The organism is Burkholderia sp. 10_S31, assembly GCF_056930375.1.
In genome coordinates this window covers 569,421-590,758 of sequence record NZ_JBXOWK010000001.1, presented here as the reverse complement: position 1 = coordinate 590,758, position 21,338 = coordinate 569,421, and the positions used below count along the sequence as shown (strand labels likewise).

Annotated in this window: 23 protein-coding genes; 14 read left to right on the top strand and 9 right to left on the bottom strand. The window is 66.5% G+C overall.

Annotation, left to right across the window (positions count from 1 at the left end; all coding sequences use genetic code 11):
- The first annotated feature begins 50 nt into the window (after positions 1-50).
- The 4 genes from AC1Z3W_RS02715 to AC1Z3W_RS02700 all read left to right on the top strand — a co-directional run bounded on the left by AC1Z3W_RS02715 (position 51) and on the right by AC1Z3W_RS02700 (position 2,454).
- Positions 51-788, top strand: coding sequence for an AzlC family ABC transporter permease (locus AC1Z3W_RS02715; RefSeq protein WP_175825940.1), 738 nt, complete (start codon positions 51-53; stop codon positions 786-788).
- On the top strand, positions 778-1,080 hold the full coding sequence (locus AC1Z3W_RS02710) for an AzlD family protein (RefSeq protein WP_082664671.1): 303 nt from the start codon (positions 778-780) through the stop codon (positions 1,078-1,080). Before AC1Z3W_RS02715 ends, AC1Z3W_RS02710 begins: the two co-directional genes overlap by 11 nt.
- A gap of 188 nt (positions 1,081-1,268) precedes the next feature.
- Positions 1,269-2,048, top strand: coding sequence for a 5'/3'-nucleotidase SurE (gene surE / locus AC1Z3W_RS02705; protein ID WP_057926323.1), 780 nt, complete (start codon positions 1,269-1,271; stop codon positions 2,046-2,048).
- A 46-nt stretch (positions 2,049-2,094) separates the two neighbouring features.
- Positions 2,095-2,454 carry a TetR-like C-terminal domain-containing protein gene (locus tag AC1Z3W_RS02700; protein ID WP_057926322.1) on the top strand — a complete coding sequence of 120 codons (360 nt, stop codon included), beginning with the start codon at positions 2,095-2,097 and terminating at the stop codon, positions 2,452-2,454.
- 69 nt (positions 2,455-2,523) lie between these two features.
- Here AC1Z3W_RS02700 and AC1Z3W_RS02695 read toward each other — a convergent pair whose 3' ends face one another.
- From AC1Z3W_RS02695 to AC1Z3W_RS02685, 3 genes are all read right to left on the bottom strand, one after another.
- Complete coding sequence (locus tag AC1Z3W_RS02695) at positions 2,524-3,345, bottom strand: SDR family NAD(P)-dependent oxidoreductase (RefSeq protein ID WP_483506908.1); 822 nt, start codon at positions 3,343-3,345, stop codon at positions 2,524-2,526.
- Between the two features lie 131 nt (positions 3,346-3,476).
- Positions 3,477-3,944, bottom strand: coding sequence for a cupin domain-containing protein (locus AC1Z3W_RS02690; protein ID WP_057926320.1), 468 nt, complete (start codon positions 3,942-3,944; stop codon positions 3,477-3,479).
- Between the two features lie 138 nt (positions 3,945-4,082).
- On the bottom strand, positions 4,083-5,306 hold the full coding sequence (locus tag AC1Z3W_RS02685; RefSeq protein WP_057926448.1) for a Zn-dependent hydrolase: 1,224 nt from the start codon (positions 5,304-5,306) through the stop codon (positions 4,083-4,085).
- A gap of 94 nt (positions 5,307-5,400) precedes the next feature.
- Here AC1Z3W_RS02685 and AC1Z3W_RS02680 point away from each other — a divergent pair, with 94 nt between their 5' ends.
- Positions 5,401-6,324, top strand: coding sequence for a LysR family transcriptional regulator (locus AC1Z3W_RS02680; protein WP_124834004.1), 924 nt, complete (start codon positions 5,401-5,403; stop codon positions 6,322-6,324).
- 52 nt (positions 6,325-6,376) lie between these two features.
- Here the strand turns inward: AC1Z3W_RS02680 and AC1Z3W_RS02675 are convergent, their stop codons facing one another.
- On the bottom strand, positions 6,377-7,729 hold the full coding sequence (locus tag AC1Z3W_RS02675) for a pyridoxal phosphate-dependent decarboxylase family protein (RefSeq protein WP_124833955.1): 1,353 nt from the start codon (positions 7,727-7,729) through the stop codon (positions 6,377-6,379).
- Between the two features lie 20 nt (positions 7,730-7,749).
- Positions 7,750-8,049, bottom strand: coding sequence for an ArsR/SmtB family transcription factor (locus AC1Z3W_RS02670; protein ID WP_057926317.1), 300 nt, complete (start codon positions 8,047-8,049; stop codon positions 7,750-7,752).
- A 298-nt stretch (positions 8,050-8,347) separates the two neighbouring features.
- On the opposite strand from AC1Z3W_RS02670, the gene AC1Z3W_RS02665 reads away from it, so the two are divergent.
- From AC1Z3W_RS02665 to AC1Z3W_RS02650, 4 genes are all read left to right on the top strand, one after another.
- Positions 8,348-9,331 carry a hypothetical protein gene (locus tag AC1Z3W_RS02665; RefSeq protein WP_483506905.1) on the top strand — a complete coding sequence of 328 codons (984 nt, stop codon included), beginning with the start codon at positions 8,348-8,350 and terminating at the stop codon, positions 9,329-9,331.
- Between the two features lie 299 nt (positions 9,332-9,630).
- Positions 9,631-10,440, top strand: a complete 810-nt coding sequence (locus AC1Z3W_RS02660) for a TlpA family protein disulfide reductase (protein ID WP_057926315.1) — start codon at positions 9,631-9,633, stop codon at positions 10,438-10,440.
- Between the two features lie 500 nt (positions 10,441-10,940).
- A complete protein-coding gene (locus AC1Z3W_RS02655) occupies positions 10,941-11,279 on the top strand; it encodes a SymE family type I addiction module toxin (RefSeq protein WP_057926314.1) in 339 nt (112 codons plus the stop codon).
- Entirely contained in the window at positions 11,276-11,596 is a 321-nt protein-coding gene (locus AC1Z3W_RS02650) for an XRE family transcriptional regulator (RefSeq protein ID WP_175825942.1), read from the top strand. The genes AC1Z3W_RS02655 and AC1Z3W_RS02650 overlap by 4 nt, the downstream gene beginning before the upstream one ends.
- Positions 11,597-11,787: 191 nt before the next feature.
- Here the strand turns inward: AC1Z3W_RS02650 and AC1Z3W_RS02645 are convergent, their stop codons facing one another.
- Positions 11,788-12,192 (bottom strand): hypothetical protein, encoded by a 405-nt coding sequence (locus AC1Z3W_RS02645; RefSeq protein ID WP_057926447.1) that lies wholly within the window; start codon positions 12,190-12,192, stop codon positions 11,788-11,790.
- Positions 12,193-12,870: 678 nt separating this feature from the next.
- Between AC1Z3W_RS02645 and AC1Z3W_RS02640 the strand changes: the two genes are divergently transcribed.
- The 4 genes from AC1Z3W_RS02640 to AC1Z3W_RS02625 all read left to right on the top strand — a co-directional run bounded on the left by AC1Z3W_RS02640 (position 12,871) and on the right by AC1Z3W_RS02625 (position 16,711).
- Positions 12,871-13,260, top strand: a complete 390-nt coding sequence (locus tag AC1Z3W_RS02640) for a fucose-binding lectin II (RefSeq protein ID WP_057926312.1) — start codon at positions 12,871-12,873, stop codon at positions 13,258-13,260.
- Between the two features lie 130 nt (positions 13,261-13,390).
- Entirely contained in the window at positions 13,391-14,215 is an 825-nt protein-coding gene (locus AC1Z3W_RS02635; RefSeq protein WP_124833959.1) for a fucose-binding lectin II, read from the top strand.
- A gap of 192 nt (positions 14,216-14,407) precedes the next feature.
- On the top strand, positions 14,408-15,148 hold the full coding sequence (locus tag AC1Z3W_RS02630) for a fucose-binding lectin II (protein WP_057926446.1): 741 nt from the start codon (positions 14,408-14,410) through the stop codon (positions 15,146-15,148).
- Between the two features lie 357 nt (positions 15,149-15,505).
- Entirely contained in the window at positions 15,506-16,711 is a 1,206-nt protein-coding gene (locus AC1Z3W_RS02625; RefSeq protein ID WP_483506903.1) for an NAD(P)/FAD-dependent oxidoreductase, read from the top strand.
- Between the two features lie 85 nt (positions 16,712-16,796).
- Here the strand turns inward: AC1Z3W_RS02625 and AC1Z3W_RS02620 are convergent, their stop codons facing one another.
- On the bottom strand, positions 16,797-17,318 hold the full coding sequence (locus AC1Z3W_RS02620; protein ID WP_057926309.1) for an RrF2 family transcriptional regulator: 522 nt from the start codon (positions 17,316-17,318) through the stop codon (positions 16,797-16,799).
- A 208-nt stretch (positions 17,319-17,526) separates the two neighbouring features.
- A complete protein-coding gene (locus tag AC1Z3W_RS02615) occupies positions 17,527-18,897 on the bottom strand; it encodes a M23 family metallopeptidase (protein ID WP_124833960.1) in 1,371 nt (456 codons plus the stop codon).
- Between the two features lie 329 nt (positions 18,898-19,226).
- On the opposite strand from AC1Z3W_RS02615, the gene AC1Z3W_RS02610 reads away from it, so the two are divergent.
- Entirely contained in the window at positions 19,227-20,102 is an 876-nt protein-coding gene (locus tag AC1Z3W_RS02610) for a mechanosensitive ion channel family protein (protein WP_057926307.1), read from the top strand.
- Between the two features lie 53 nt (positions 20,103-20,155).
- On the opposite strand, the gene AC1Z3W_RS02605 is transcribed toward AC1Z3W_RS02610, so the two are convergent.
- Positions 20,156-21,301 (bottom strand): branched-chain amino acid ABC transporter substrate-binding protein, encoded by a 1,146-nt coding sequence (locus tag AC1Z3W_RS02605; protein WP_175825946.1) that lies wholly within the window; start codon positions 21,299-21,301, stop codon positions 20,156-20,158.
- Positions 21,302-21,338 lie beyond the last annotated feature (37 nt).

Genomic DNA, 21,338 nt, shown 5'->3' with positions numbered 1-21,338 from the left:
ACCCGATTCGAGTCAAAAAAGCAGACAATCCTCCTCCCCAAGGAGGAGTAATGAGCAGTAGCGTTTCAACGTCGTCCGGGCTTCGCGACAAGCCCGCCTATGTCGCCGAGATGGGTCGCGGATTGCGCGCGGCGCTGCCCGTCATGCTGGGTTTCGTGCCGTTCGCGCTGGTACTCGGCGCGCAGGCCGCGCAAAAAGGGCTGAGCCTGTTCGAGGTCCCGATGATGACGGGCCTGAATTTCGGTGGCGGCTCGGAATTCGCCGCGATCCATCTGTGGACGTCGCCGCCGCACATCGCACTGATCGTCGCGATGTCGTTCCTCGTGAATTCGCGCCACATCCTGATGGGTGCGGCGTTCGAGCCGACCATCCGGCGCCTGCCGCGCCGCCGCGCGTTCGCCGCGCTGTTCTTCATGTGCGACGAAAGCTGGGCAATGTCGCTCGCCGACGCGCGCTCGCGCTCGGCCACGCATATCAGCGTCCCCTATTACGCCGGCGTGTGTTCCGGGCTCTACCTGACGTGGATCTCGATGACGACGCTCGGCGCGGCGGTCGGCCCGACGATCGGCAACGTCGAGCAGTACGGCTTCGACATGGCGTTTACGGCCGTGTTTCTGGTGCTGCTGCGCGGGATGTGGAAGGGCGCGCGCGCGAGCCGTCCGTGGTTCGTGAGCCTCGTCGTCGCAGCCGCCACCCACCTGGCCGTGCCCGGCGCGTGGTACGTCGCGGCCGGCGCGTGCGCGGGGCTGATCGCCGCGCTGCTGTGGGAGCCGCGCGATGCTGCCTGATTTCGCGACGGTGGCGACCATCGTGCTGATGGCGTCGACGACCTATCTGTCGCGCGTGCTCGGCTACGTGCTACTGCGCAACCGCACGCTGAGCCCGCGGATGGCATCGGTGATGGAGAACGTGCCCGGTTGCGTGCTGATCTCGGTGATCGCGCCGGCCTTCGTATCGACGCGCCCGGCCGACCTGCTCGCGCTCGCCGTCACGCTGGTCGCGGCGACACGCCTGTCGATCCTGCCGACCGTCATCGTCGGTGTCGCGTCGGCCGGCCTGCTGCGGTATCTGCTCGGATAGCGCAACGCCTGCCCGCCGCGCGAGCGGTACATCGAACCTCAAAACGGGCGCGCCATGCGCCCGTTTTCACATGCGCGCACCGGGCGCGGCACCGCATGGCACGACACGCAGCGCGATGCAATGCTAGCCTTGCGGGTGTACCCGCGATGCGTTTCCCCTCTCATTACCTATCTGCGAGGATCGTCCCGATGCAAGAAACCCACCCGCTGTTCGACCGCGTCCTGCTCACCAACGACGACGGATTCGACGCCCCCGGCCTTGAAGTGCTCGAACAGGTCGCCACGCAACTGGCGCGCGAAGTCTGGATCGTCGCGCCGGCGGAAGACCAGAGCGGCACGTCGCATTCGCTGAGCCTGCACGAACCGCTGCGCGTGCATCGCAAGGGCGAGCGCCGCTTCGCCGTGCGCGGCACGCCGGGCGATTGCGTCGCGATCGCGGTCAGCCACCTGATGAAGGACGCGCGGCCCGACGTCGTGCTGTCCGGCGTGAATCGCGGCGCGAACCTCGGCACCGAAACGGTGTTCTCCGGCACGGTCGGCGCCGCGATGACGAGCATGCTGGTCGGCGTGCCAGCGATCGCACTGAGCCAGGCATTCAGCGACCGCAACGCGGTGCCGTGGAATACGGCGCGCACGCACGCGCCGGACGTGATTCGCCGGCTCGTCGCGGCCGGCTGGGATCGCGACGCGTGTCTCAACGTGAATTTCCCGGCGCGGCCGGCCGACGACGTGCGCGGCTTGAAGGTGACGAACCAGGGCGCCGGCACGCTGCAGGGCGTCGAAATCGTGTCGGGGCGCGATCCGCGCGACATCGAATACCACTGGCTGAAACTGGCGCGCGCCCCGCGCGACGACGATGCGGATTCGGAAACGGTCGCGCTCGGCGAAGGCCATATCGCCGTCACGCCGCTGAAGTTCGAACGCACGCACGATCAGGCGCTGGCGCGGCTGCGGTCGAGCCTGGGCTGAGCGGCGCGGCCGGCCAGCCAGCCGCGAAACCGGCAGGCGGCTTCGTGTGCCGGCGCATGATGCCGGCACCCTTCACTTCGCGCTTGCCGGCGCGCATGCGCACGCCGAGTTGTTCCGGCTCAGGTACGGCGGTTTCGCGGCCCAGCACAAGGACCATGCCGAACGCATCGAGGCCAGGCGCGAAAACAGCGTGGTGACGACCGAGGCGATCCGGAGAATGGTGGGCGCTACGCTCGACGAGCAGGAGATCCTCGCGTTCAGCGTCGGCGTGCGCAGTTTTGTGCACGGCTTCGCCGTGCTATGGATCGATGGCCATCTGGAAGGCAGCCAATCGGATATCGAAACGCTGGCGGAAGCCGCTTTCGAATTCTCGATGCACGCGTTTCCCGACACCGGGCGGCAATGAGGCGGGAATGCGTGCACGCGGCGTCCGGCGCTGGTGGTGCGCGCCGCGTCATGCGTCGACCGCGCCCCGTCACGTCAGGTTCATTCCCCCGTCGAGCATCACGATCTCGCCCGTCACGTAGTCGGATGCGACGAGCATCGCGACCGTCTGCGCGACGTCGTCCGGCGTCGCCGCGCGCCGCATCGGCGCGCGCTCGCGCCAGAGCTGCTGCGCGTCGGTCCAGTCGGCGGTCAGCGGCGTATCGACGAGCCCCGGCGCCACCGCGTTGACGCGAATTGCCGGCGCAAGCGTGCGCGCAAGCAGGCGCGTCGTGTGATTGAGCGCGGCCTTCGCCGCCGCGTACGGAATCGACGCGCCCTTCGGCCGCACGCCCGCATGCGAGCTGACGTTCACGACGCAACCGGCCCGCCCGCTCGATGCCGCTTCGAGCAGCGCGGGCTGCGCTTCGGCAACGAGCCGGAACGGCGCGATCACGTTGATCTCGTGCATCTCGCGCCACACGTCGGGCGTCGCGGCGGCGAGATCGTCGTGCGGAATCACGCGGCTGACGCCCGCATTGTTGACCAGCACGTCGAGCCGGCCGTGCACGGCGAGCGCGTCGCGGATCAACCGCACGCGCTGCGCATCGTCGGCGAGATCGGCCTGCACGTAGGCCGCGCCGAGTTCGCGCGCCATCGCGCGGCCGGTCTCGGCGGAGCTGCGCGAATGCAGGATCACCGCGTAACCGTCCGCCGACAGGCGTCGCGCGATGGCCGCGCCGATCCCCGACGTCGATCCGGTGACGAGTGCGACAGGCCGATGCACGCGCGATGCGCGCGGCGCGGCGACGGTTTCGGTTTCTGGTTCCGTGTCGGAGATCGGGGCGTTCATCGGCGGATGCGGCGCGTCCATGGCGTGAAATCCTGTCAGTGGCGTTCCCGCATCATAAGCGCGGCGACAAGCGCCGCAGGGATTGCATCGGCGAAACCGGGGCGGCCTCGCGGCCGCGGCCGGTACCGCCTGCCGATGCGAAGGCGCGGCGGTTACGGCTGTTTCGGCAGATCGACGAATGCTTCGAGTTCGCCGGCGATGTAAAGCCGCTTGCCGATTCTCGGGTATTCGCACACGTCGTGTTCGAGGCGCTGGCCGGCGATGAACAGTTGCAGCGGCACATCGCCGGTGTTCTGCAACGTGTGCGCATCGCCGCCACGCGGAAAGCCGAGAAAATCACCGGGCCCGATGTCGAAAGTGCGCTCACCGATCGTGGCGATGCCGGTGCCGGACAGCACGTACACGCATTCTTCCTCGTAAAGGTGGCGGTGATACTCGGCCGATTCGTGACCGGGCATCAGCGTGAGCAGGTGAGCGCCGATTTGCGTGAGGCCGGTCAGGTCGCTGAGTTGCCTTTTGAGGCGAACGGCATTGGGATTCAGCGAATGCACCGCGCGCGTCGGCTCCATCTTCGCGATGTCGGCAGCTTTCAGCAGTTCCCGGGGAGGTGTCGTGGACATGGGGATCTCGTCAGCGTGAATGCAGCGATTGAACGGGCCGCCCGGGCCGGCGCGGCGCGCATGCCGCGCTATTGTCCGACATTTTCGCGCAGACGAGAAAGGCGTGCGCGCATGCCGGCGCACACCCGACGCACACCGCTACCGCGCGCAATCCGCCAGCAGGTTCGCCAGCACCGACGCGCCTTGCGCGAGGTGCACCGGATCGGCATCCTCGGCCTCGTTGTGGCTCAGCCCGGCCTTGCACGGGACGAATACCATCGCGCTCGGCGCGACGTACGACAGGTTCACCGCGTCGTGCCCCGCGCCGCTGCACATCTCCATGTACGGATAGCCGGCGGCGGACGTCGCCTGCCGCACGCGCGCGACGCACCCGGCGTCGAACACCACCGGCTCGTATTCGGCGATGGTCTGCACCTGCACCTGCGTGCCGCGCAGCGGAATGCGCTCCCGGCAGATCGCCTCGATATCGGCGACGAGCCGCTTCAGAGCCGGCAGCGACGGATGGCGCACGTCGACGCTGAACTTGACCAGGCCGGGTATCGTGCTCGGCGAGTTCGGCTGGCACGCGACATGGCCGACGGTCACGCGCGCATCGGCATCGAACGCGTGCCCATGGTCGACGATCGCGGCGATCATCGCGGCCGCCACGCCCATTGCATCACGGCGCACGCTCATCGGCGTCGTGCCCGCATGCGACTCGAAGCCGGTCACCGTGACGTCGAGTTCGTAGATGCCCTGCACGCCGGTCACGACGCCAATCGGCAGGCCGGCGTTCTCCAGCACCGGGCCCTGCTCGATATGCGCTTCGAAATAGGCTTTCGGCATCTGCCGCTCGCGCTCGCGGCCGGCGAAGCCGGTGCGCTCGAGTTCGTCGCCGAGCAGCACGCCCGTTTGCATGCACGGCCGGGCCAGCGCGTAGTCGAGATCCAGCGTGCCCGCGTAGACGGCCGAGCCCATCATGCCCGGCGTGAAGCGCGAACCCTCTTCGTTGGTCCACGCGACGACGTCGATCGGATGGCGGGTGACGATGCCGTGCTCGTTCAGCGCACGAATCGCCTCGAGGCCCGCGAGCACGCCATAGACGCCGTCGAAACGGCCGCCGAGCGGCTGCGTGTCGAGATGGCTGCCGCACATCACGGCCGGCGCGTCGGGCTGTGTGCCGGGCCGGCGCGCGAACACGTTGCCGATCGGATCGATGCGGATTTCGCAGCCGGCCTCCTCGCACCAGCGGATGAAGCGTTGCCGGCCGAGCACCTCGTCGGCGCTCAGCGCGAGCCGGCAGCTGCCGCCGTGCGCGGTCGCGCCGATCTTCGCCATCTCCATCAGCGAATCCCACAGCCGTTGCTGGTTCACGAGAATCATCGCGGTCACTCCCGAAAAGCCCCGAGCATATACACTCGATCCGATAAGAAAAATCCAAGATTTCGTTTCATACGATAACTTTTCCTTGTCACCTATGAAGCTCAAGCAGCTCAACGCGTTTCTCGCGGTCGCCGAGCACCGCACCATTCGCGGCGCGGCCCGCGCGCTCGGCGTCACGCAGCCGGCCGTCAGCAGCATCGTGCGCGAACTCGAAGGCGAGCTCGGCGTGCCGCTCGTAATGCGCAGCGTGAAGGGCGTCGCGCTGACCGACTACGGCAGCGCATTCGCGATTCGCGCACGGCTGATCGTCGAGGAGCTCCAGCGCACGCGCGACGAAATCGAGCAGTTGCGGCTCGGCACGACCGGATCGGTATCGATCGCGGTCAGCCCGACCGTCGCGCTGACGATCCTGCCGCGTGCGTTCGACGCGTTCACGCGCAAGCTGCCCGGCGCGACCGTAAACGTCGACGATGCGCTGACCGCGACGGACCTCGCGCGGCTGCGCGACGGTTCGCTCGATTTCATCGTCACCCATCAACTGTCGAACGCGATGCCGGACCCCGACGAATTCGCGAGCATTGCGCTGTTCCGCACGGCGTTCGTGGTCGTCGCACGAAGCCGGCATCGTCTGGCGCGTGCGCGCTCGCTGCGCGAGCTTGGCGATGCGCAATGGTGTGTGCCGCGTTACGGGGAAGGCGGCGACGATCTGGTGCGCTCGATCTTCGCGCCGTCCGGACTCGAGCCACCGAAGCGGGTGCTTCACTGCCCGTCGTTTGCCGCGACGCTCGGGCTTGTGTCGCAGACGGATGCGCTCGGCGTGTTCGCACGGCCGCTCGCCGACGTCGAACGCAAGTCGCGCGGGATCGTCGCGCTCGATCTCGTCGAGCCGCTGCCGGCGTTGACCGTCGCCATCGTGATGCGGCGGCATGCGTTGCTGACGCCGGCCGCGCTGCATCTGATCGAATGCCTGAAGGCGGCCTCGGCGAGCGTGCCGGGGAAGGACGACGACGGCACGTAATCGACGCAGCGCACAACAAGCGCCGCGCGCTGGGCGCGCGCAGTGCTGCCGCTCAGCCCACGTGCACGCCGCGCAGCTTCGTCAGCAGTGCGACGAGGCGGTCGATGTGTTCATCCTCGGTGCGCCACGACGACACACTGATCCGAAACGCCGGCCGCCCCTGCCACACGGTCTGCCCGAACCAGACCTCGCCCGAATCCTGCGCGGCCTGAAGGATCGCGATCGTCTCGTCGTCGGTGCCGGCGCGCACGAGCACCTGGTTCAGCACGACACGGTTCAGCACGTCGTAGCCGGCCGCACGCAGGCCGTCCGCGACGCGCGCGGCCTGCACGCAATGCCGCTCGACCATCGTCGCCACGCCGGCGCGGCCGAGCGCGCGCAGCGCGGCCCACACCGGAATGCCGCGCGCCCGCCGCGAGAATTCGAGGTTCAGGTTCTTCTGCGCATCCTGCGCGCCGCTCAGGTAGACGGCATCGCTGTTCATCGCGCTCGCGAGCGCGGCCGCGTCGCGGCAGATCACCATCGCGCCGTCGTACGGCGTGTTGAGCCACTTGTGGCCGTCGGTCGTCCAGCTGTCCGCGCCGTCGATGCCTTCGGTCAGCACGCGCTTCGACGACGCGCGCGCCCACAGCCCGAACGCACCGTCCACGTGCACCCACGCGCCGGCGGCCTTCGCAGGCGGAATCAGCGCCGCGAACGGATCGAATTCGCCGGTGTTCACTTCGCCGGCCTGCAGGCAGAGGATCGTCATGTCGTCCAGCGGCGGCAGTTCCGCGGGGTCGATGCGGCCATGCGTGTCGACCGGCGCGACGATGACGCGCTTCATCCCGAAGCCGAGCACGCGCAGCGCCTTCTTCACCGTGACGTGCACGAGCTCGGAGACCACGACCTTGACCTCGGGCGCGCCGATCAGGCCGTCCTCGTCGACGTCCCAGCCCTTGCGCGCGAGCAGCGCACGCCGCGCGGCAACCAGCGCGACCAGCGTGCAGGCCGTCGCGCTCGTCCCGAAGCCGACCGCGCTGCCCTCGGGCAGCCCGAGTACATCGACGACCCAGCGCGCGGCCTGCCGCTCGATCGTCGCGGCCACCGGCGAATTCACGAACGACGACGCGCATTGATCCCATGCGAGCATCAGCCGCTCGGCCGCCGCCGCGGCCGGCAGCGTCGCGCCGATCACGAAGCCGAAGTAGTTCGGGCCGTTCGATGCGACGGTCGCGGGCGTGCCGCGTTCGTCGAGCAGGCGCAGCATGTCGCCGGCCGGGCGGCCCGTGTCGGGCAGCGGCTCGTCGAAGGCCGCGAGGCCGGCGAGCGCGGCCGCGTCGGGATACGTGCGCCGGTCGTTCGTCGCGGCGAGATACGCGTGCGCGCGCCGGTCGGCGTCGGCCAGCAGGGCGAGTTCATCCATGTCGATTGCCTCGGTGAAGGTCAAAGTTGCAGGAGATCGCGGCCCAACTGATGCAGCGCATCGTCGATCCGCCTGTAGTACGTGAACTTGCCGACGCGCGTCGCCTGCACGAGCCCGGCATCCGCGAGGATGCGCATGTGGCGGGTAGTCGTCGCCGGCGCGATGCCGAGCTTCTCGGTGATGTAGGTGCAGCACACGCCGAGTTCGTCGAAGTCGCCGTGCGGCTGCGGCGGGAAGTGCTTGCGCGGCTGCTTGAGCCAGCGCATCACGGCCAGACGGCTTTCGTTGGCCAGTGCGCTGATGCGGGTGACGTCGTCCATGGGTTCGGCCTCGTTTGACGTTTTGAATATTAGCTAAATGACGAAACGTGGACAACCGGTTTGGCGGACGATCGCGCCAGTCGTCCGGATGCGGTGCGAGCCCCTGCGCGTCGACGCCGATCGGCACGGCAAGCCCGAGCGGCAGAGCGTGTGAGCGGGTTGCGCGACCTGTAGCCGCTGCGGCCGGTTTCCGTTTCCGGCCACGACGTTCTACAGTTACGGAAAACAACCTGCGCCGCCGCATATCGTTTGCGTTCGGTTCGCGTTCGCCGATACGCACCCGATTCCGAGGAAATCCATGCCGAGTATCGTCGCCGGTCCCGCCCATCTCCCGCCGAGCCCCGTCGCCGCCGAAACGCGCATGGTGCACGATGTCGCCACGCTGCAGCCGTCCGACTATCGTTCGGCCGACGGTGCGTCGTGGGTCATCGCCACCCTCACGCCGGCCCCGGACAGCGGCGCGAACGTGACCGGCGCCACCTACTTCGATACCGCGAAACAGCAGACCGTCGCGGTGCCCGATGCCCGCCGACGCTATGCGAACCGCGGCACCTGGCAGGTCGTCGCGAGTTCCAGCCCGTCGGTGCCCGCCACCGGCCGCTACGACTGGCTGACGCTCGCGTGGCTGCCGATCAACCGGCGGCCGCTGCCGCAAACGCCCGAGCACCTGTATTCGCCGTTCATTCACGGCGGCACGATCGTCTACCGATGGAACCCGGCCGCGCAAGGCGGCGAGCAGTTCGGCAACGTGCGGATGATCTTTCCCGAGTGGACGCAGCAGGTGGCGGACGCGTTGCGGGCCTCGCCCGGCGATGACGCGCAAGCGGCGGCCGCTTCGCCTGCGTCGGCGCTCGCTCGCGTGAAGCAGGACCGCAATCCGATGACTGCCGTGCTCGACTTCGGCGCCGCGCTGCATGAAGAGCCGGCTGACCGGATCGCCGCGCGCCTGCCGGCATTGCTGCGCGCGAACGACCTTCACGAAGTGTCGGCGATCGTGTTTCAGTGCATCGCCGCAGCGCGTGAAGAGGACCGGCCGCGCTTCGTCGAAGCGATCAACGGCTCGATATTCTCGATCGACGACAGCGTGCGCCTGCTCGCGATCGCCTACGGCGCGTTCGCGGCCGGCAGGGCGAAGCCGCATCCGTTCGGCGATGCCGCGCAAACCGCGCGCATCAACGACGTGTTCACGGCACTGAAGCGGCGAACGTCGGCGCTCGGAGTACCGACGGCGCAAGGCTCGCCGTGGTACGAATTCTTTACCGCATATCGGCTCGGCGGCTAGCGATCGGGCCAGCGCCGGTAACACCACCCCGATCCGGCCGGCCCATTGTTGACGAACGGCCGTCCGCTGCTCATCAGCCCAGTCTGATTCGCACTGCAGGCGGATGAAAATGACGTGCTCCTGACGATGCGCACGCGGTGGCGACCGGAACGGCCGGATGTAGAACACCCGGTCGCGAGCGCGAAGGGAACCCGCATGCACGACCTCGTGTCGAAACGCCGCCTGCCCGTTGATGGTTTCACCGTCTCCGGCCGACAATCGTCCCGCCTGCCCCGGTCACGTCACTTCCTTTCCTTCCTATGTTGAGCATCGGTCCCTTCTCGATCCGCGTCGTCGCCGTAGCCGCCGCCGCGCTGCTGGCGTGGCTCGTCGCCCGTTTCATGCAGCGCCGCCCGCCGGACGGCCAGCACAAGACCGCGTCCAGCCTGATCCTCGACACGCTGCTGCTGGGTCTAATCGCCGCACGCGTCGGTTATGTCGCTCAATGGTGGTCCGAGTATTCGGCCGCACCGCGCTCGATCGTCGCGCTTGGCGACGGCGGCTTCGACTGGCGCATCGGCCTCGCCGCGGCATTCCTATTCGCCGGCTGGCGACTGCGCCGCCTGCCCGCGCTGCGTCGCCCTGTGATGGCCGGCATGCTGGCGGGGCTCGCCGCATGGGGCATCGCGCAAGGCACGCTCGCGTCGTTGCAGCACAGTGCGCCGCCGCTTGCCGCGATGCAGCTCGAAGCGCTCGACGCGACGCCCGTCGCGCCGCAGCGTTTTTCCGGCAAACCCGCCGTCGTCAATCTGTGGGCCACCTGGTGCGCGCCGTGCCAACGCGAAATGCCGATCCTCGCACAGGCGCAGCAGGATCATCCGGACGTGACGGTGCTGATGGTCAACCAGGGCGAAGATGCGCAGACCGTTCGCGCGTTCCTCGAACGCAAGGGGCTGCGGTTCGATCACGTGCTGCTCGATCGCACGCTGCACACGATGAAGGCCTACGGTTCGCGCGGGCTGCCGACAACGCTCTTCTTCGACGCGAAAGGCAATCTCGTCGAATCGCATATGGGCGAGATCACCGCCGCGCGGTTGAAGGACACGGTGAATGCACGCTTCGGCCCCTGACGGCGGCGCCTTACGCGTGAAGCAGGGATCGGCGAGCCCGATATATCGGGCCTCTGTACGGCGATGGAAGCGCTTGCGCTGGCGGACGATGCGGCGACGTTCGCGCGTGAATGGGAACGCTATCGGCACGACGCGAATGACATCCTCATGCGACGTGCGGCTGACGAGCCGAAGCATTCGACCGACACGATTTCTGACACATCTGCAATGAAGTAGCGATTTGGCCAGCCAACGCGTCCGTCCCGAAAGCATTGGGTTTCAGGCATGCAAGACATCGGCTGATGATCCGTTTCGATGAAAACGCACCTAACCAGCACCTGAAAGTGCCCCACCTCGGCTAGAGTGGTTGCACGTTTTCGCGTGGAAGATCACTTCATTTCGATATGCCAAGCATATGACGAGATGACGATCCGAATCCGCTGCGTAAACGAGCGCGGCCCGCAAGTGCCACTAACACCTGCGAGCCGCTGACCACCACCAACTCTAACCAGGAGTTAGCCATGGCTGACGCGAATCATATCGCACCGGTTCGTTTCCAAGATTTTTTCGTCAACGCTCAGACGTCTTGTCAAACTCGTCGCATTGTCCCGCACCTCAGGCTCACCGACATGGCACCTGTCCTCTATCTGTGGATGAAGCTGTCCGGCCGATGGATCGAGGCAGCGGGTTTCGAACCCAACCAGCGTTTGCGGATCGAGGTGACGCACAAGCGGCTGGTGATTACGCCGATCGACGAAGAAAACAGCGCGCATTTCGGGAAGGATGGGCCGCCCGACGTCGATCCCGCAATGGAACCGCCGCGACGGAAATTTTCGGTGATCACGGGGGACGCGCAATGAATTACAGCGACTCACACCAATACGCCGGCAACGCGCCAACAGACCTCGATTTCGACGATGCCGACACGCTGTCGGCCAAGTCCGCGCTCGTGCTCAAGATCAACGCGCTGATTGCGTCGCGCGGCCTGAGCGAGGCCGAGGCCGCAGCGCTTGCCGAGATGGCGCGGCCGGTTGTCACCCCGGAGCAGCGCGACAGGATCCGGAACGTTTCGCTGGATCTGCTGATGCAGACACTCGTATCGTTTGGCCAGCATGTGGAGATCGTAGTGCGGCCTGTAGGACAATCGCGTCCGGCGGGTATCACGGTATCGATCTGACTTGCGCACAGGCTCGCGCGAACTGAGCGTCTTTCGCCGGTGGAATCGGAAAGACGCTCGTCATCGACTACAACACCCGCTGCGTTCGCCAGCCCGACTACGTGCAATCCGGCTTGTGCGCGGCACTCGCCAAGATCATCGGCCGGAGCCGGTCGCAGCATCGCAGCGCGCCACCGCACGCATCTCCGACCTCAAGGCCGCGACAACACCATCACCCGCCCCGACACCCGCTGCAGCTTCAGCCACCCGGTATCCGCCGTAAACCGAAGCTGCTGCAACGGAAAATCGAATCCCGCCTTCTGCGCGGCACTGACCACCGCATCGGCGATCCAGCGAATCAGTTCCTTTCCTTCGTCGGTAGTCTGGTGACCGTTCTGGACGCCATAGAAATAGCGATTCCCGGCGTTGACCTCGTTCTGCAGTTGCATCCAGTGCCCCGGCAGGCCCGGCAGCGTTCTGAACAGATCGGCCACGCGCTGCGTCGTCAAGCCGCGCGCCCAGAGTGCGCCATTCACCGCGGGCCGCGCCAGATTGTGGCGGTCTGCATCCTGCGCCTGCCCCTTGATTTCGCCTTTCAGAATATCGGGTTTCGTCATCGCACTGTCCTCGTGAGAGCCCGGCACACGGGCCGGTTAAATGAAAAAAGCCGCCGAACGTCGGGCGCGCGCGCCGCTTGCACGATACTGCAAATCTCGAAATTGAACGCCTGTCAGGTGTGTCAGGCCAGCGCATCGCAACATCGCACGCAAAAATCAGCCTTGTCCGATAGGCACCGCGACAGCCGGTCGATATGCTTCCCGGGTGCGGTGCCGGAGGAGTGCCCTGTTCAAGTTCGGAGTGAGCCGGTCATCGAGCTTCGCCGGCACCGCACACCCCTCCGTTGCGATCCGGCTTCGGCGTGGGCGTTCGGTGGTGGCCGGTGGGCGCGGCCACGACAGAGAAAGACGATGTTGAAACTACACGCTGCCATATGCGAACGTCGAGCGCCTGCTCCGCAGCCGGATCCTCCCCCGCCCTTCCCGCCTGCAGGCCATCCATTATTCAGAAAATCGTCACATGCATCGATATAATTTCTTGAATATATCGAATAACAATCAATCGAATTAGCGCCATTAAATCTGAATGTTTCAGTTTTCGATTTTCTGAACAATTTCCATTCCAGATCGAATATTTTTTTATTTATTTTTCGCCATGCTGGCCGAACCGTGTTTAAAACAGCAAACGTTTGCGCGACACGGTGAAGCGCCTTATCCATCGATCTTCAGGAGGAAAGCATGGCCGACTCTCAAACGTCCTCGAATCGCGCCGGCGAGTTTTCGATCCCGCCAAACACCGACTTCCGCGCGATTTTCTTCGCGAATGCCGCCGAGCAGCAGCATATCAAGCTGTTCATCGGCGACAGCAAGGAACCGGCCGCTTATCACAAGCTGACCACGCGCGACGGCCCGCGCGAGGCCACGCTGAATTCCGGCAACGGCAAGCTCCGCTTCGAAGTGACGGTGAACGGCAAGACGTCGGCCACCGACGCACGGCTCGCGCCGATCAACGGCAAGAAATCGGACGGTTCGCCGTTCACGGTCAACTTCGGGATCGTCGTGTCGGAAGACGGTCACGACAGTGACTACAACGACGGCATCGTCGTGCTCCAGTGGCCGATCGGCTGACCTGACACACGATCGGCGACCGCCCCCCGCCGGTTGGCCGCATCTGCGCCGGCCGGCGGGTCTGCGCCCCCGTTCAGCGGACTCTCACGCCACACCCCAATCGAAAACCACCTTACCACCGGAGACTTCCATGCCGCTCCTTTCGGCTTCGATCACCAGCGCGCCCGTCGCGACATCGGAGACCTACGTCGATATCCCCGGCCTGCGTATCGACATCGCCAAAGCAGAGATTCGAGACGGGAAACTGCAGGTCATCCTCAACGTGCCGACGCCTTATGCGACCGGCAACAACTTCCCCGGCATCTATTTTGCGATCGCGACCGATAAGGGCGTCGTCGCGGACGGCTGCTTCACCTACTCGTCGAAGGTGCCCGAAGCCACGGGCCGCATGCCGTTCACGCTGGTTGCGACGATCGACGTCGGCAGCGGCGTCACGTTCGTGAAAGGCCAATGGAGAAGCGTGCGCGGCAGTGCGATGCATATCGATTCGTACGCGAGCATTTCCGCGATCGGTGAAACGGCCGCGCAATCGTCGTCGCAGGGCGGCGGAAGCGGCGAAACCGGTGCGGGCGGCAATGCCGGTAGCGGCAACGTCGGTGGCACCGGCGAACGCGACGGCACGTTCAACCTGCCGCCAAACATCAAGTTCGGCGTGACCGCGCTCACCAACGCGGCGCACGACCAGACCATCGACATCTACATCGACGACAACCCGAAACCGGCCGCGACGTTCAAGGGCGCCGGTATGCAGGACGAGAACCTCGGCACGAAGGTGCTCGACTCCGGCAAGGGGCGCGTGCGCGTGATCGTGATGGCAAACGGCAAACCATCGCGGCTCGGCTCGCGGCAGGTCGATCTCTACAAGAAGTCGTATTTCGGGATCGTCGGGTCGGAAGACGGCGCCGACGACGACTACAACGACGGCATCGTGTTCCTGAACTGGCCGCTGGGCTGAACCCGGCGATGCGCGGCGCGGCATGGCATGCGCGCCGCTGCGAACCTGCAATGGCGACGAGGCCAACCACACATTGCGGTTCGATTCATTCGAGCAGTCATCAGCAGTTCCACGCTGTGCTCCGTGCGCGACAACGGCGAGATCCACTCGCCGGCCGCGCGACGCGAGACCTTTCATCGAGACGAGGACGACATGTCACAACCGTTTACCCATGACGATCTGTACGCACTGCTGCAACTGGCCGGCAACGATGCAACCGCCGTACAGGCGAACGGCGACCAGGCGGTGCTCGACCGGATGCGCCAGTTCATGACCGCGCAGCTCGTGGAAAAGCTGCCGCAATACGATGTGTTCGTCGACATTGCGACCATCCCGTACAGCTTCGACGTCGGTAGCTGGCAGAACAAGGTGAAGGCCGATGCGGCCGGGCAGGTGCTCGCCTGCACGGTGACGTGGGCCGGCGCGCCCGGCGTGCTGCCCGGAGCCGCGGCGAAGTTCGGCGTCGGTGCGGTGGTCAACTACTTCTCGAAGGCGACGCCGCAACCGCAGCCCACGCAGCCGGATACCACGACGACCGGCGGCGGCGAACGCGACGGCATCTTCAACCTGCCGCCGAACATCGCATTCGGCGTGACGGCGCTGGTCAATTCGTCCGCGCAGCAGACGATCGAAGTCTACGTCGACGACAACGCGAAGCCGGCCGCAACGTTCCAGGGCGCCGGCACGCAGGACGCGAACCTGAACACGCAGATCGTGAACTCGGGCAAGGGGAAGGTGCGCGTGGTCGTGACGGCGAACGGCAAGCCGTCGAAGATCGGTTCGCGTCAGGTCGACATCTTCAAGAAGACCTACTTCGGGCTCGTCGGGTCGGAAGACGGCACGGATGGCGACTACAACGACGGCATCGCGATCCTGAACTGGCCGCTGGGCTAAGCACGCGCATCCTGCAGACCATCGCCACGCCGCCCGGCGTGGCGGTTTGCTTTGGCACGGCGTACCGGTCTCTCCGAATACGGCCCGCCGCCGTGGCAAATCGGCGCATCCGGTTCGCCGCAGCAAGGCTGCGTTGCTTGTGCGACCGAGCATCGATCGCCCTCATATCAACCCGATTCCCCTGTTCTCGCCTCGGCTTTCTCCTGGTCACGCCCTGATTTTTCAACAGCCCGTCCCGAACACAGGACTTGCGCTCGATAACTACGACTCATAGAATCGTAGTTATCGAGCGCATCGATGCGCCAGGTAACGTCGGTGTTCCACCGACCTCAGGCATCACTCAATCGGAGTTGAACAGTGGCAAAGCGAATTCTTGTGATCGGAGCCGGCTTCGCCGGCATGTGGAGCGCGCTGAGCGCGGCACGCCTGCTCGACGAGCAAGGCAAGACAGACGTGGAAATTACCGTGGTGGCGCCGGACGCCCATCTGCATGTGCGTCCGCGCCTCTATGAAGAAGGCCCCGCGAACTTCCGGGCACCGCTCGGCGAAATCTTCGATGCAGTCGGCGTGAAGTTCGTCCAGGGCACGGTGGAGCGCATCGACGTGGCGCGCCGCACCGTCGACGTGCTCGGCACGAACGGCCAGGCGTCTGCGCTCGACTACGACCGCCTGGTGCTGGCCACCGGCAGCCGCCTGTTCCGTCCGGCGATTCCAGGTCTCGCGGAGCATACGCTCAGCGTGGATCAGACCGACGAAGCCGTCGAACTCGAAGCGCATATTCGCGATCTCGCGCTGCAGCCGCCCTCGGTGGCGCGCAACACGGTCGTGGTCGCGGGCGGCGGGTTCACCGGCATCGAAACGGCGGCGGAAATGCCGGCCCGCCTGCGAGCCGCGCTGGGCGAGGATACGAACGTACGGGTCGTGATCGTCGAGCGCAACGACGCCATCGGCCCGGATCTGGGTGCCGGTCCGCGCCCCGTCATCGAGGAAGCGCTGCGCACGCTCGGCGTGACGTGGAAGCTCGGCTCGGGTGTCGCGTCGGTCGACGCTGGCGGCATCACGACGGCGGACGGCGAGCGCATCGAGTCGAGCACGGTGATCTGGACGGCCGGCCTGCGCGCGAGCACGCTGACCGAACAGATTCCGGGCCGCCGCGATGCGACGGGCCGCCTGCATGTCGATCGCAACCTCGCGGTCGACGGCGTGCCGGACGTCTATGCGACGGGCGACGTCGCGTATGCGGCAACCGACGACGACGGCAACCACACGATGATGTCGTGCCAGCACGCGATGAACCTGGGCCGTTCGGCGGGACACAACGTAGCGGCGGATCTGCTGGGTCTGGAACAGATTCCGTACAGCCAGCCGAAATACGTGACGTGCCTGGACCTCGGCCCGTGGGGCGCGGTGTATACGGAAGGTTGGGATCGCGAAGTGAAACTGTCGGGTGCGGAGGCAAAGAAGCTCAAGCACCAGATCAATTCCGAGTGGATCTATCCGCCGCGCGCGGATCGCGCGGAAGCGCTGGCGGCCGCGGATCCGTTGCGGATCGTCGTGGCCTGAGCGGCGCGTTTGCGCCGACGATATGCGGGGGGCACTCGATGCGCCCCGCGTGTTGCCGTACCGCGCTGATCCGCCAATCTGCGAATCAGCGCTCGCTGCCGCGACTGGCCGCGCGATCGGCAAACCAGCCAACCACCTTGGGGCCGTAACTGGCCGGCGCTTTCGACCATGCCCGCTCGGCCAGATCGGCGAGCGACTGCTTTTTCAACTCCTCGCGCATCGCCTGTTCGGCCGCCTGCATCACCGCGTGAATCGAACAGGTGCCGCGCGTGGCCCACGCGGGCGCATCGCCTTCGAACACAGCGCACTGGCCGCGCACCTCGCGGCAATCGAAGAGCCGTTTGTCGCCGTCGATCGCCTCGACGACATCCTGCACGGAAATGTCCCGAGCCGGCTTCGCCAGTGCAAATCCGCCACGTATGCCTTCGCTGGAGACGACGATCCCGGCCTTCGCAAGACGCGTGAACAGCTTGGCCGCGTAATCGACGGAGATGCCCTGCATCTCGGCAAGATCACGCACGCTCGCGTCACGCACGCCTGCGGAAGTGTCGGCGAGGTAGAGCAGGCAATGCAGGCCATACTCGACGCCGGTGCTGATGAACGACATGTTATTGCGACTCGGAGTATCGGAGTTGGGAGCGTAGCCCAGGATGGCGACAAAGTCACTCGTTTCGCTTGCATCGGCCGCGCGGCGGCAACGCGGTCGGGTCCACCGATCGGCAGCGACGATGCACGCCACGGCCGGTCGACCCGGCGCCGGCATGCATATCGCTGCGAGCACGGCGATGCAGCCGACCGAGGACGAAGCCGCGCGCTCAGCCGGCGGGCGACACAGCCGGTTTCGACATCGCGACCGGCTGCGACCACGCTGCGGAAGCGAGCCGCGTACGCGCGTCATGCGCGACACGATCGAACGCCACGCGCTGCCGGCCCTTCAGCACGGCCGCATTCGTCGCCTGCACCAGCGCGACCGGATCGACCGGACGATTGTGCCGCCGCATCTCGAAGTGCAGATGCGGGCCGGTCGCCGTCCCCGTGCTTCCGACCGCACCGACGCGCTGGCCGCGGGTGATGCGCATGCCCGTGCGCAGCATCGGCTCGAACGCCGACAGATGCGCGTAGTAAGACGCATAGCCGCCCTCATGGCGCACCACCACGTACTTGCCGTAGCCACCCGGCTCGGTGCCGATGAACGACACGACGCCGCGCTCCGATGCATGGACCGCGCGGCCCGCCGGCGCGGCGAGATCGACGCCCGAATGCACGTGACGCGCGCCGGTGACCGGATGCACGCGCGCACCGAAACGCGAACTGGTTCGCGTCGCACGAACCGGCATCGCGAACCGCGCACCAGCGAGCGGTACGCCGTCGAGGTCGTAGTAAGCGCCCGACGATCCCGCTTCCGCAGCGAACCACACCGCCTCGACGTGCTGGCCGCGAAAGCGGACATCGAGCGCCGTCACACGCACGTCGCCCGGCACGACTGCACTGTCGTCCGGTTCGAACGCGACGCGGAAGGTGTCGCCGACCGCGCCATGCTGCGTCACATCGAGCCGCCCGGCCATCATGCGCGTGACCTGCGCAGCGACGCCGGCCGGCAGATCGGCACGCGCGAGCGACGCGCGCAGGCTGCCGGTGATCGCGCCGACACGCGTGCCGCTCTGCCGCTCCGCGAGCACGAACGGCTCGGCGGACGCCAGATCGACATGACGCGGCTCGAATGCAGGCCGCACACCGATTGCCGGAAGCGGCGAGGCGAAACCGTAGTGGAAACGGGCCGCGTAATTGCGCTCGATCGCATCGCGTGCCGCGTCGCAGAGGACGACGTACGGCGCACAGGCGCCTGCGCGCACGACGAACATGCCGGCATAGACGTCCGCATGCACACGGGCCGCGGGCGAACCCGGCGCGATGCCCGGCACCACCGCCGACGCCGGCAAGCCGCCCCAGACGGTCCGGGCGGAACTGAAGAAAGGCACGTCGACAAGGTCGGCCGCTTGCGCCGTCACGGGCGTGAACGGCATGGCATCGGAAGATGCCCACGCCACCGCACCCGGCATGCCGGCAAGCCACGCCGCAACAGCGACACCGCGCACCAGCGCGCGGCGGAGCGGAAAGCGGATGGCGCCGCATTGCGCGGATCGACCTTGTTCGCGTGCGAGACGTAAACACAGGTCGAACCGCATTGCGTCGTCACTCGCTATCAATGAAAAACGGGAAAAGAACCGGTTGCCGCGGAGAAACGCTCATCGCGATCCGGTAGCCTGGAAGCGAGTGTATCGGCAGGGCCAACATGGCTGAATAGGACAAGTCCTATTTGTTATTAGAACCTCTTAGTACATGAACCAACGCGCAATTTCACGGCGAAGACGCGCGGAATCCAGCCCCGTGCATTCGCGCGAAACACCTCATGCCGTGTACAGTCGAGGGCGGCCGACGCACGCGCGCATGCCCGTCCGATCACGGCGGACGCCGCCGCCCGTTGCGCCTTCTGTCCTCAAACCGGAATCCCGTCATGTTTCTCGATCATCTTCATCCGGAACGCTGGACGTTCCTGTGGAACGCGTTGTCCACGCTTTCGCTCAGGCTCTGCGCGGCCCTCGCGCTGCTCGTCGCGGGCTGGTGGCTGTCGAAACGCATCGGCAACTGGCTGAACCGTCTGCTCGCGAACAAGGAACGCGTCGACGACACGCTGCGGCCGATCCTCTGCGACGTCGCCGTGTGGGGCATCCGCATCGTCGCGATCGTCGGCGCGCTGTCGCAGCTCGGTATCGAAACCGCGAGCATCGTCGCGGTGCTCGGCGCGGCCGGCCTCGCGATCGGGCTCGCGCTGCAGGGCACGATGCAGAACATCGCGGCCGGCATCATGCTGTTGCTGCTGCGGCCGTTCAAGGTCGGCGACTACATCGACGGCGGCACGGGCGTCGCGGGGACGGTGGACGAGGTCGGGCTCTTCATGACGCGACTGACGAAACCGGACGGCATCTGCGAATACGTGCCGAACAGCGCGCTGTGGGGCAGCTCGATCCGCAACTACACGCGCAATCCGACGCGCCGTCTCGATCTCGAAGTGGAAGTGTCCGTGCACGACGACATCGATCGTGCGCTCGACGCGCTGCGCGCGCTGGCCGAAGCCGACCCCGACGTGCTGAAGGATCCCGCGCCGGACGTGATGGTGATGCGCTTCGACGACAGCACGGCCATCGCGAACATGCGCGTATGGACGCATACCGACACGTTCTGGGCGATGCGCTGGCGCCTCGCGCGCCAGGTCCGCAAGACGCTCGACGACGCGGACTGCGCGCTGCCGATCCGCACGCGCGAGCTGCACATCGTGCACGATGCCGAACAGCAGCGTCGGGCCGACCCGCGCCGCGTACAAGCGTCGTAACGTGTCGGGGCGCACGCCCGCGCATGCCGCGCAGCGCGTGCGCCCCGCCTGCGTCACATCCTGACGATGTCGAGCAACGCCTTCTTGCCGCTCCTGTACGTGAACACCGAGATCGCGCCGTGCTTCAGGTCGCCCTGCGGCGTGAAGCTCGTTTCGCCGATCACGCCGCGATAGTCGGTCGCCGGCATCGCGGCCAGCACCTTCGCCGGATCCGTCGAATTCGCGCGCTTCATCGCGTCGACGATGATGTACACCGCGTCGTACGAGAACGGCGCATACACCTGCATCGGCTGGTGGTAGCGCGCCTCGTAGCGCTTCACGAACGCCGCGCCGCCCGGCATCTTCTCGAGCGCGATGCCGGCTTCCGAGCACACGACGTTGTTCGACGCCGGGCCCGCGAGCTTCGGCAGGTCGGTCGAGCACACGCCGTCACCGGCGAGGATCTTCGCGCGCATGCCGAGCTGGCGAGCCTGCTTCGCGAGCGGGCCGCCGGTGGCGTCCATCCCGCCGTACATGATCGCGTCGGGGTTCTCGCCCTTGATCTTCGTGAGGATCGCGCGGAAGTCGATCGCCTTGTCGTTGGTCGCGTCGCGCGAGATCACCTTCATCCCGGCCGATTTCGCCGCCTTCTCGAACTCGGTCGCGAGGCCCTGCCCGTACGCGGTCGAATCGTCGACCACGGCCACCGTCCTGATACCCATGTTCTTCGCCGCATACATCGCCAGCGCGGGCCCTTGCTGCGCATCGGTCGCGACGACACGATAAGTCGTCTTGAAGCCCTGCTGCGTGTACATCGGATTGGTCGCGGCCTGCGAGATCTGCACGACGCCGCCGTCGCGATAGACGCGCGACGCCGGAATCGACGTGCCCGAGTTGTGGTGGCCGACGACGCCGACCACCTTGTCGTCGACGAGGCGCTGCGCGACCTGCGTCGCCGTGCGCGGGTCGCCCGCGTCGTCCTGAGCGTCGAGCTGCAGCGTGACCTTCCTGCCGCCGATCACGAGCCCCTTCGCGTTGATCTCGTCGACCGCGAGCCGTGCGCCGTTCTCGCTGTCCTTGCCGAGATGCGCGATCGCGCCGGTCAGCGGCGCGACGTGCCCGATGCGCGCGACTTCGTCCGCATGCGCGGACAGCGCGGACAATGCGCATGCCAGCGCGGCCGCGGTCGCGCATGCCGTCTTCTTCCGATATCGATTCATGTTCGTCTCCTTCCTTGTCGCTGTGGGTTCGTGATCC

Coding starts and splice junctions, on each gene's coding strand:
- AC1Z3W_RS02715 (WP_175825940.1), top strand. CDS start 51: ATGAGCAGTAGCGTTTCAACGTCGTCCGGGCTTCGCGACAAGCCCGCC.
- AC1Z3W_RS02710 (WP_082664671.1), top strand. CDS start 778: ATGCTGCCTGATTTCGCGACGGTGGCGACCATCGTGCTGATGGCGTCG.
- surE (WP_057926323.1), top strand. CDS start 1,269: ATGCAAGAAACCCACCCGCTGTTCGACCGCGTCCTGCTCACCAACGAC.
- AC1Z3W_RS02695 (WP_483506908.1), bottom strand. CDS start 3,345: ATGGACGCGCCGCATCCGCCGATGAACGCCCCGATCTCCGACACGGAA.
- AC1Z3W_RS02690 (WP_057926320.1), bottom strand. CDS start 3,944: ATGTCCACGACACCTCCCCGGGAACTGCTGAAAGCTGCCGACATCGCG.
- AC1Z3W_RS02685 (WP_057926448.1), bottom strand. CDS start 5,306: ATGATTCTCGTGAACCAGCAACGGCTGTGGGATTCGCTGATGGAGATG.
- AC1Z3W_RS02680 (WP_124834004.1), top strand. CDS start 5,401: ATGAAGCTCAAGCAGCTCAACGCGTTTCTCGCGGTCGCCGAGCACCGC.
- AC1Z3W_RS02675 (WP_124833955.1), bottom strand. CDS start 7,729: ATGGATGAACTCGCCCTGCTGGCCGACGCCGACCGGCGCGCGCACGCG.
- AC1Z3W_RS02670 (WP_057926317.1), bottom strand. CDS start 8,049: ATGGACGACGTCACCCGCATCAGCGCACTGGCCAACGAAAGCCGTCTG.
- AC1Z3W_RS02665 (WP_483506905.1), top strand. CDS start 8,348: ATGCCGAGTATCGTCGCCGGTCCCGCCCATCTCCCGCCGAGCCCCGTC.
- AC1Z3W_RS02660 (WP_057926315.1), top strand. CDS start 9,631: ATGTTGAGCATCGGTCCCTTCTCGATCCGCGTCGTCGCCGTAGCCGCC.
- AC1Z3W_RS02655 (WP_057926314.1), top strand. CDS start 10,941: ATGGCTGACGCGAATCATATCGCACCGGTTCGTTTCCAAGATTTTTTC.
- AC1Z3W_RS02650 (WP_175825942.1), top strand. CDS start 11,276: ATGAATTACAGCGACTCACACCAATACGCCGGCAACGCGCCAACAGAC.
- AC1Z3W_RS02645 (WP_057926447.1), bottom strand. CDS start 12,192: ATGACGAAACCCGATATTCTGAAAGGCGAAATCAAGGGGCAGGCGCAG.
- AC1Z3W_RS02640 (WP_057926312.1), top strand. CDS start 12,871: ATGGCCGACTCTCAAACGTCCTCGAATCGCGCCGGCGAGTTTTCGATC.
- AC1Z3W_RS02635 (WP_124833959.1), top strand. CDS start 13,391: ATGCCGCTCCTTTCGGCTTCGATCACCAGCGCGCCCGTCGCGACATCG.
- AC1Z3W_RS02630 (WP_057926446.1), top strand. CDS start 14,408: ATGTCACAACCGTTTACCCATGACGATCTGTACGCACTGCTGCAACTG.
- AC1Z3W_RS02620 (WP_057926309.1), bottom strand. CDS start 17,318: ATGTCGTTCATCAGCACCGGCGTCGAGTATGGCCTGCATTGCCTGCTC.
- AC1Z3W_RS02615 (WP_124833960.1), bottom strand. CDS start 18,897: ATGCGGTTCGACCTGTGTTTACGTCTCGCACGCGAACAAGGTCGATCC.
- AC1Z3W_RS02610 (WP_057926307.1), top strand. CDS start 19,227: ATGTTTCTCGATCATCTTCATCCGGAACGCTGGACGTTCCTGTGGAAC.
- AC1Z3W_RS02605 (WP_175825946.1), bottom strand. CDS start 21,301: ATGAATCGATATCGGAAGAAGACGGCATGCGCGACCGCGGCCGCGCTG.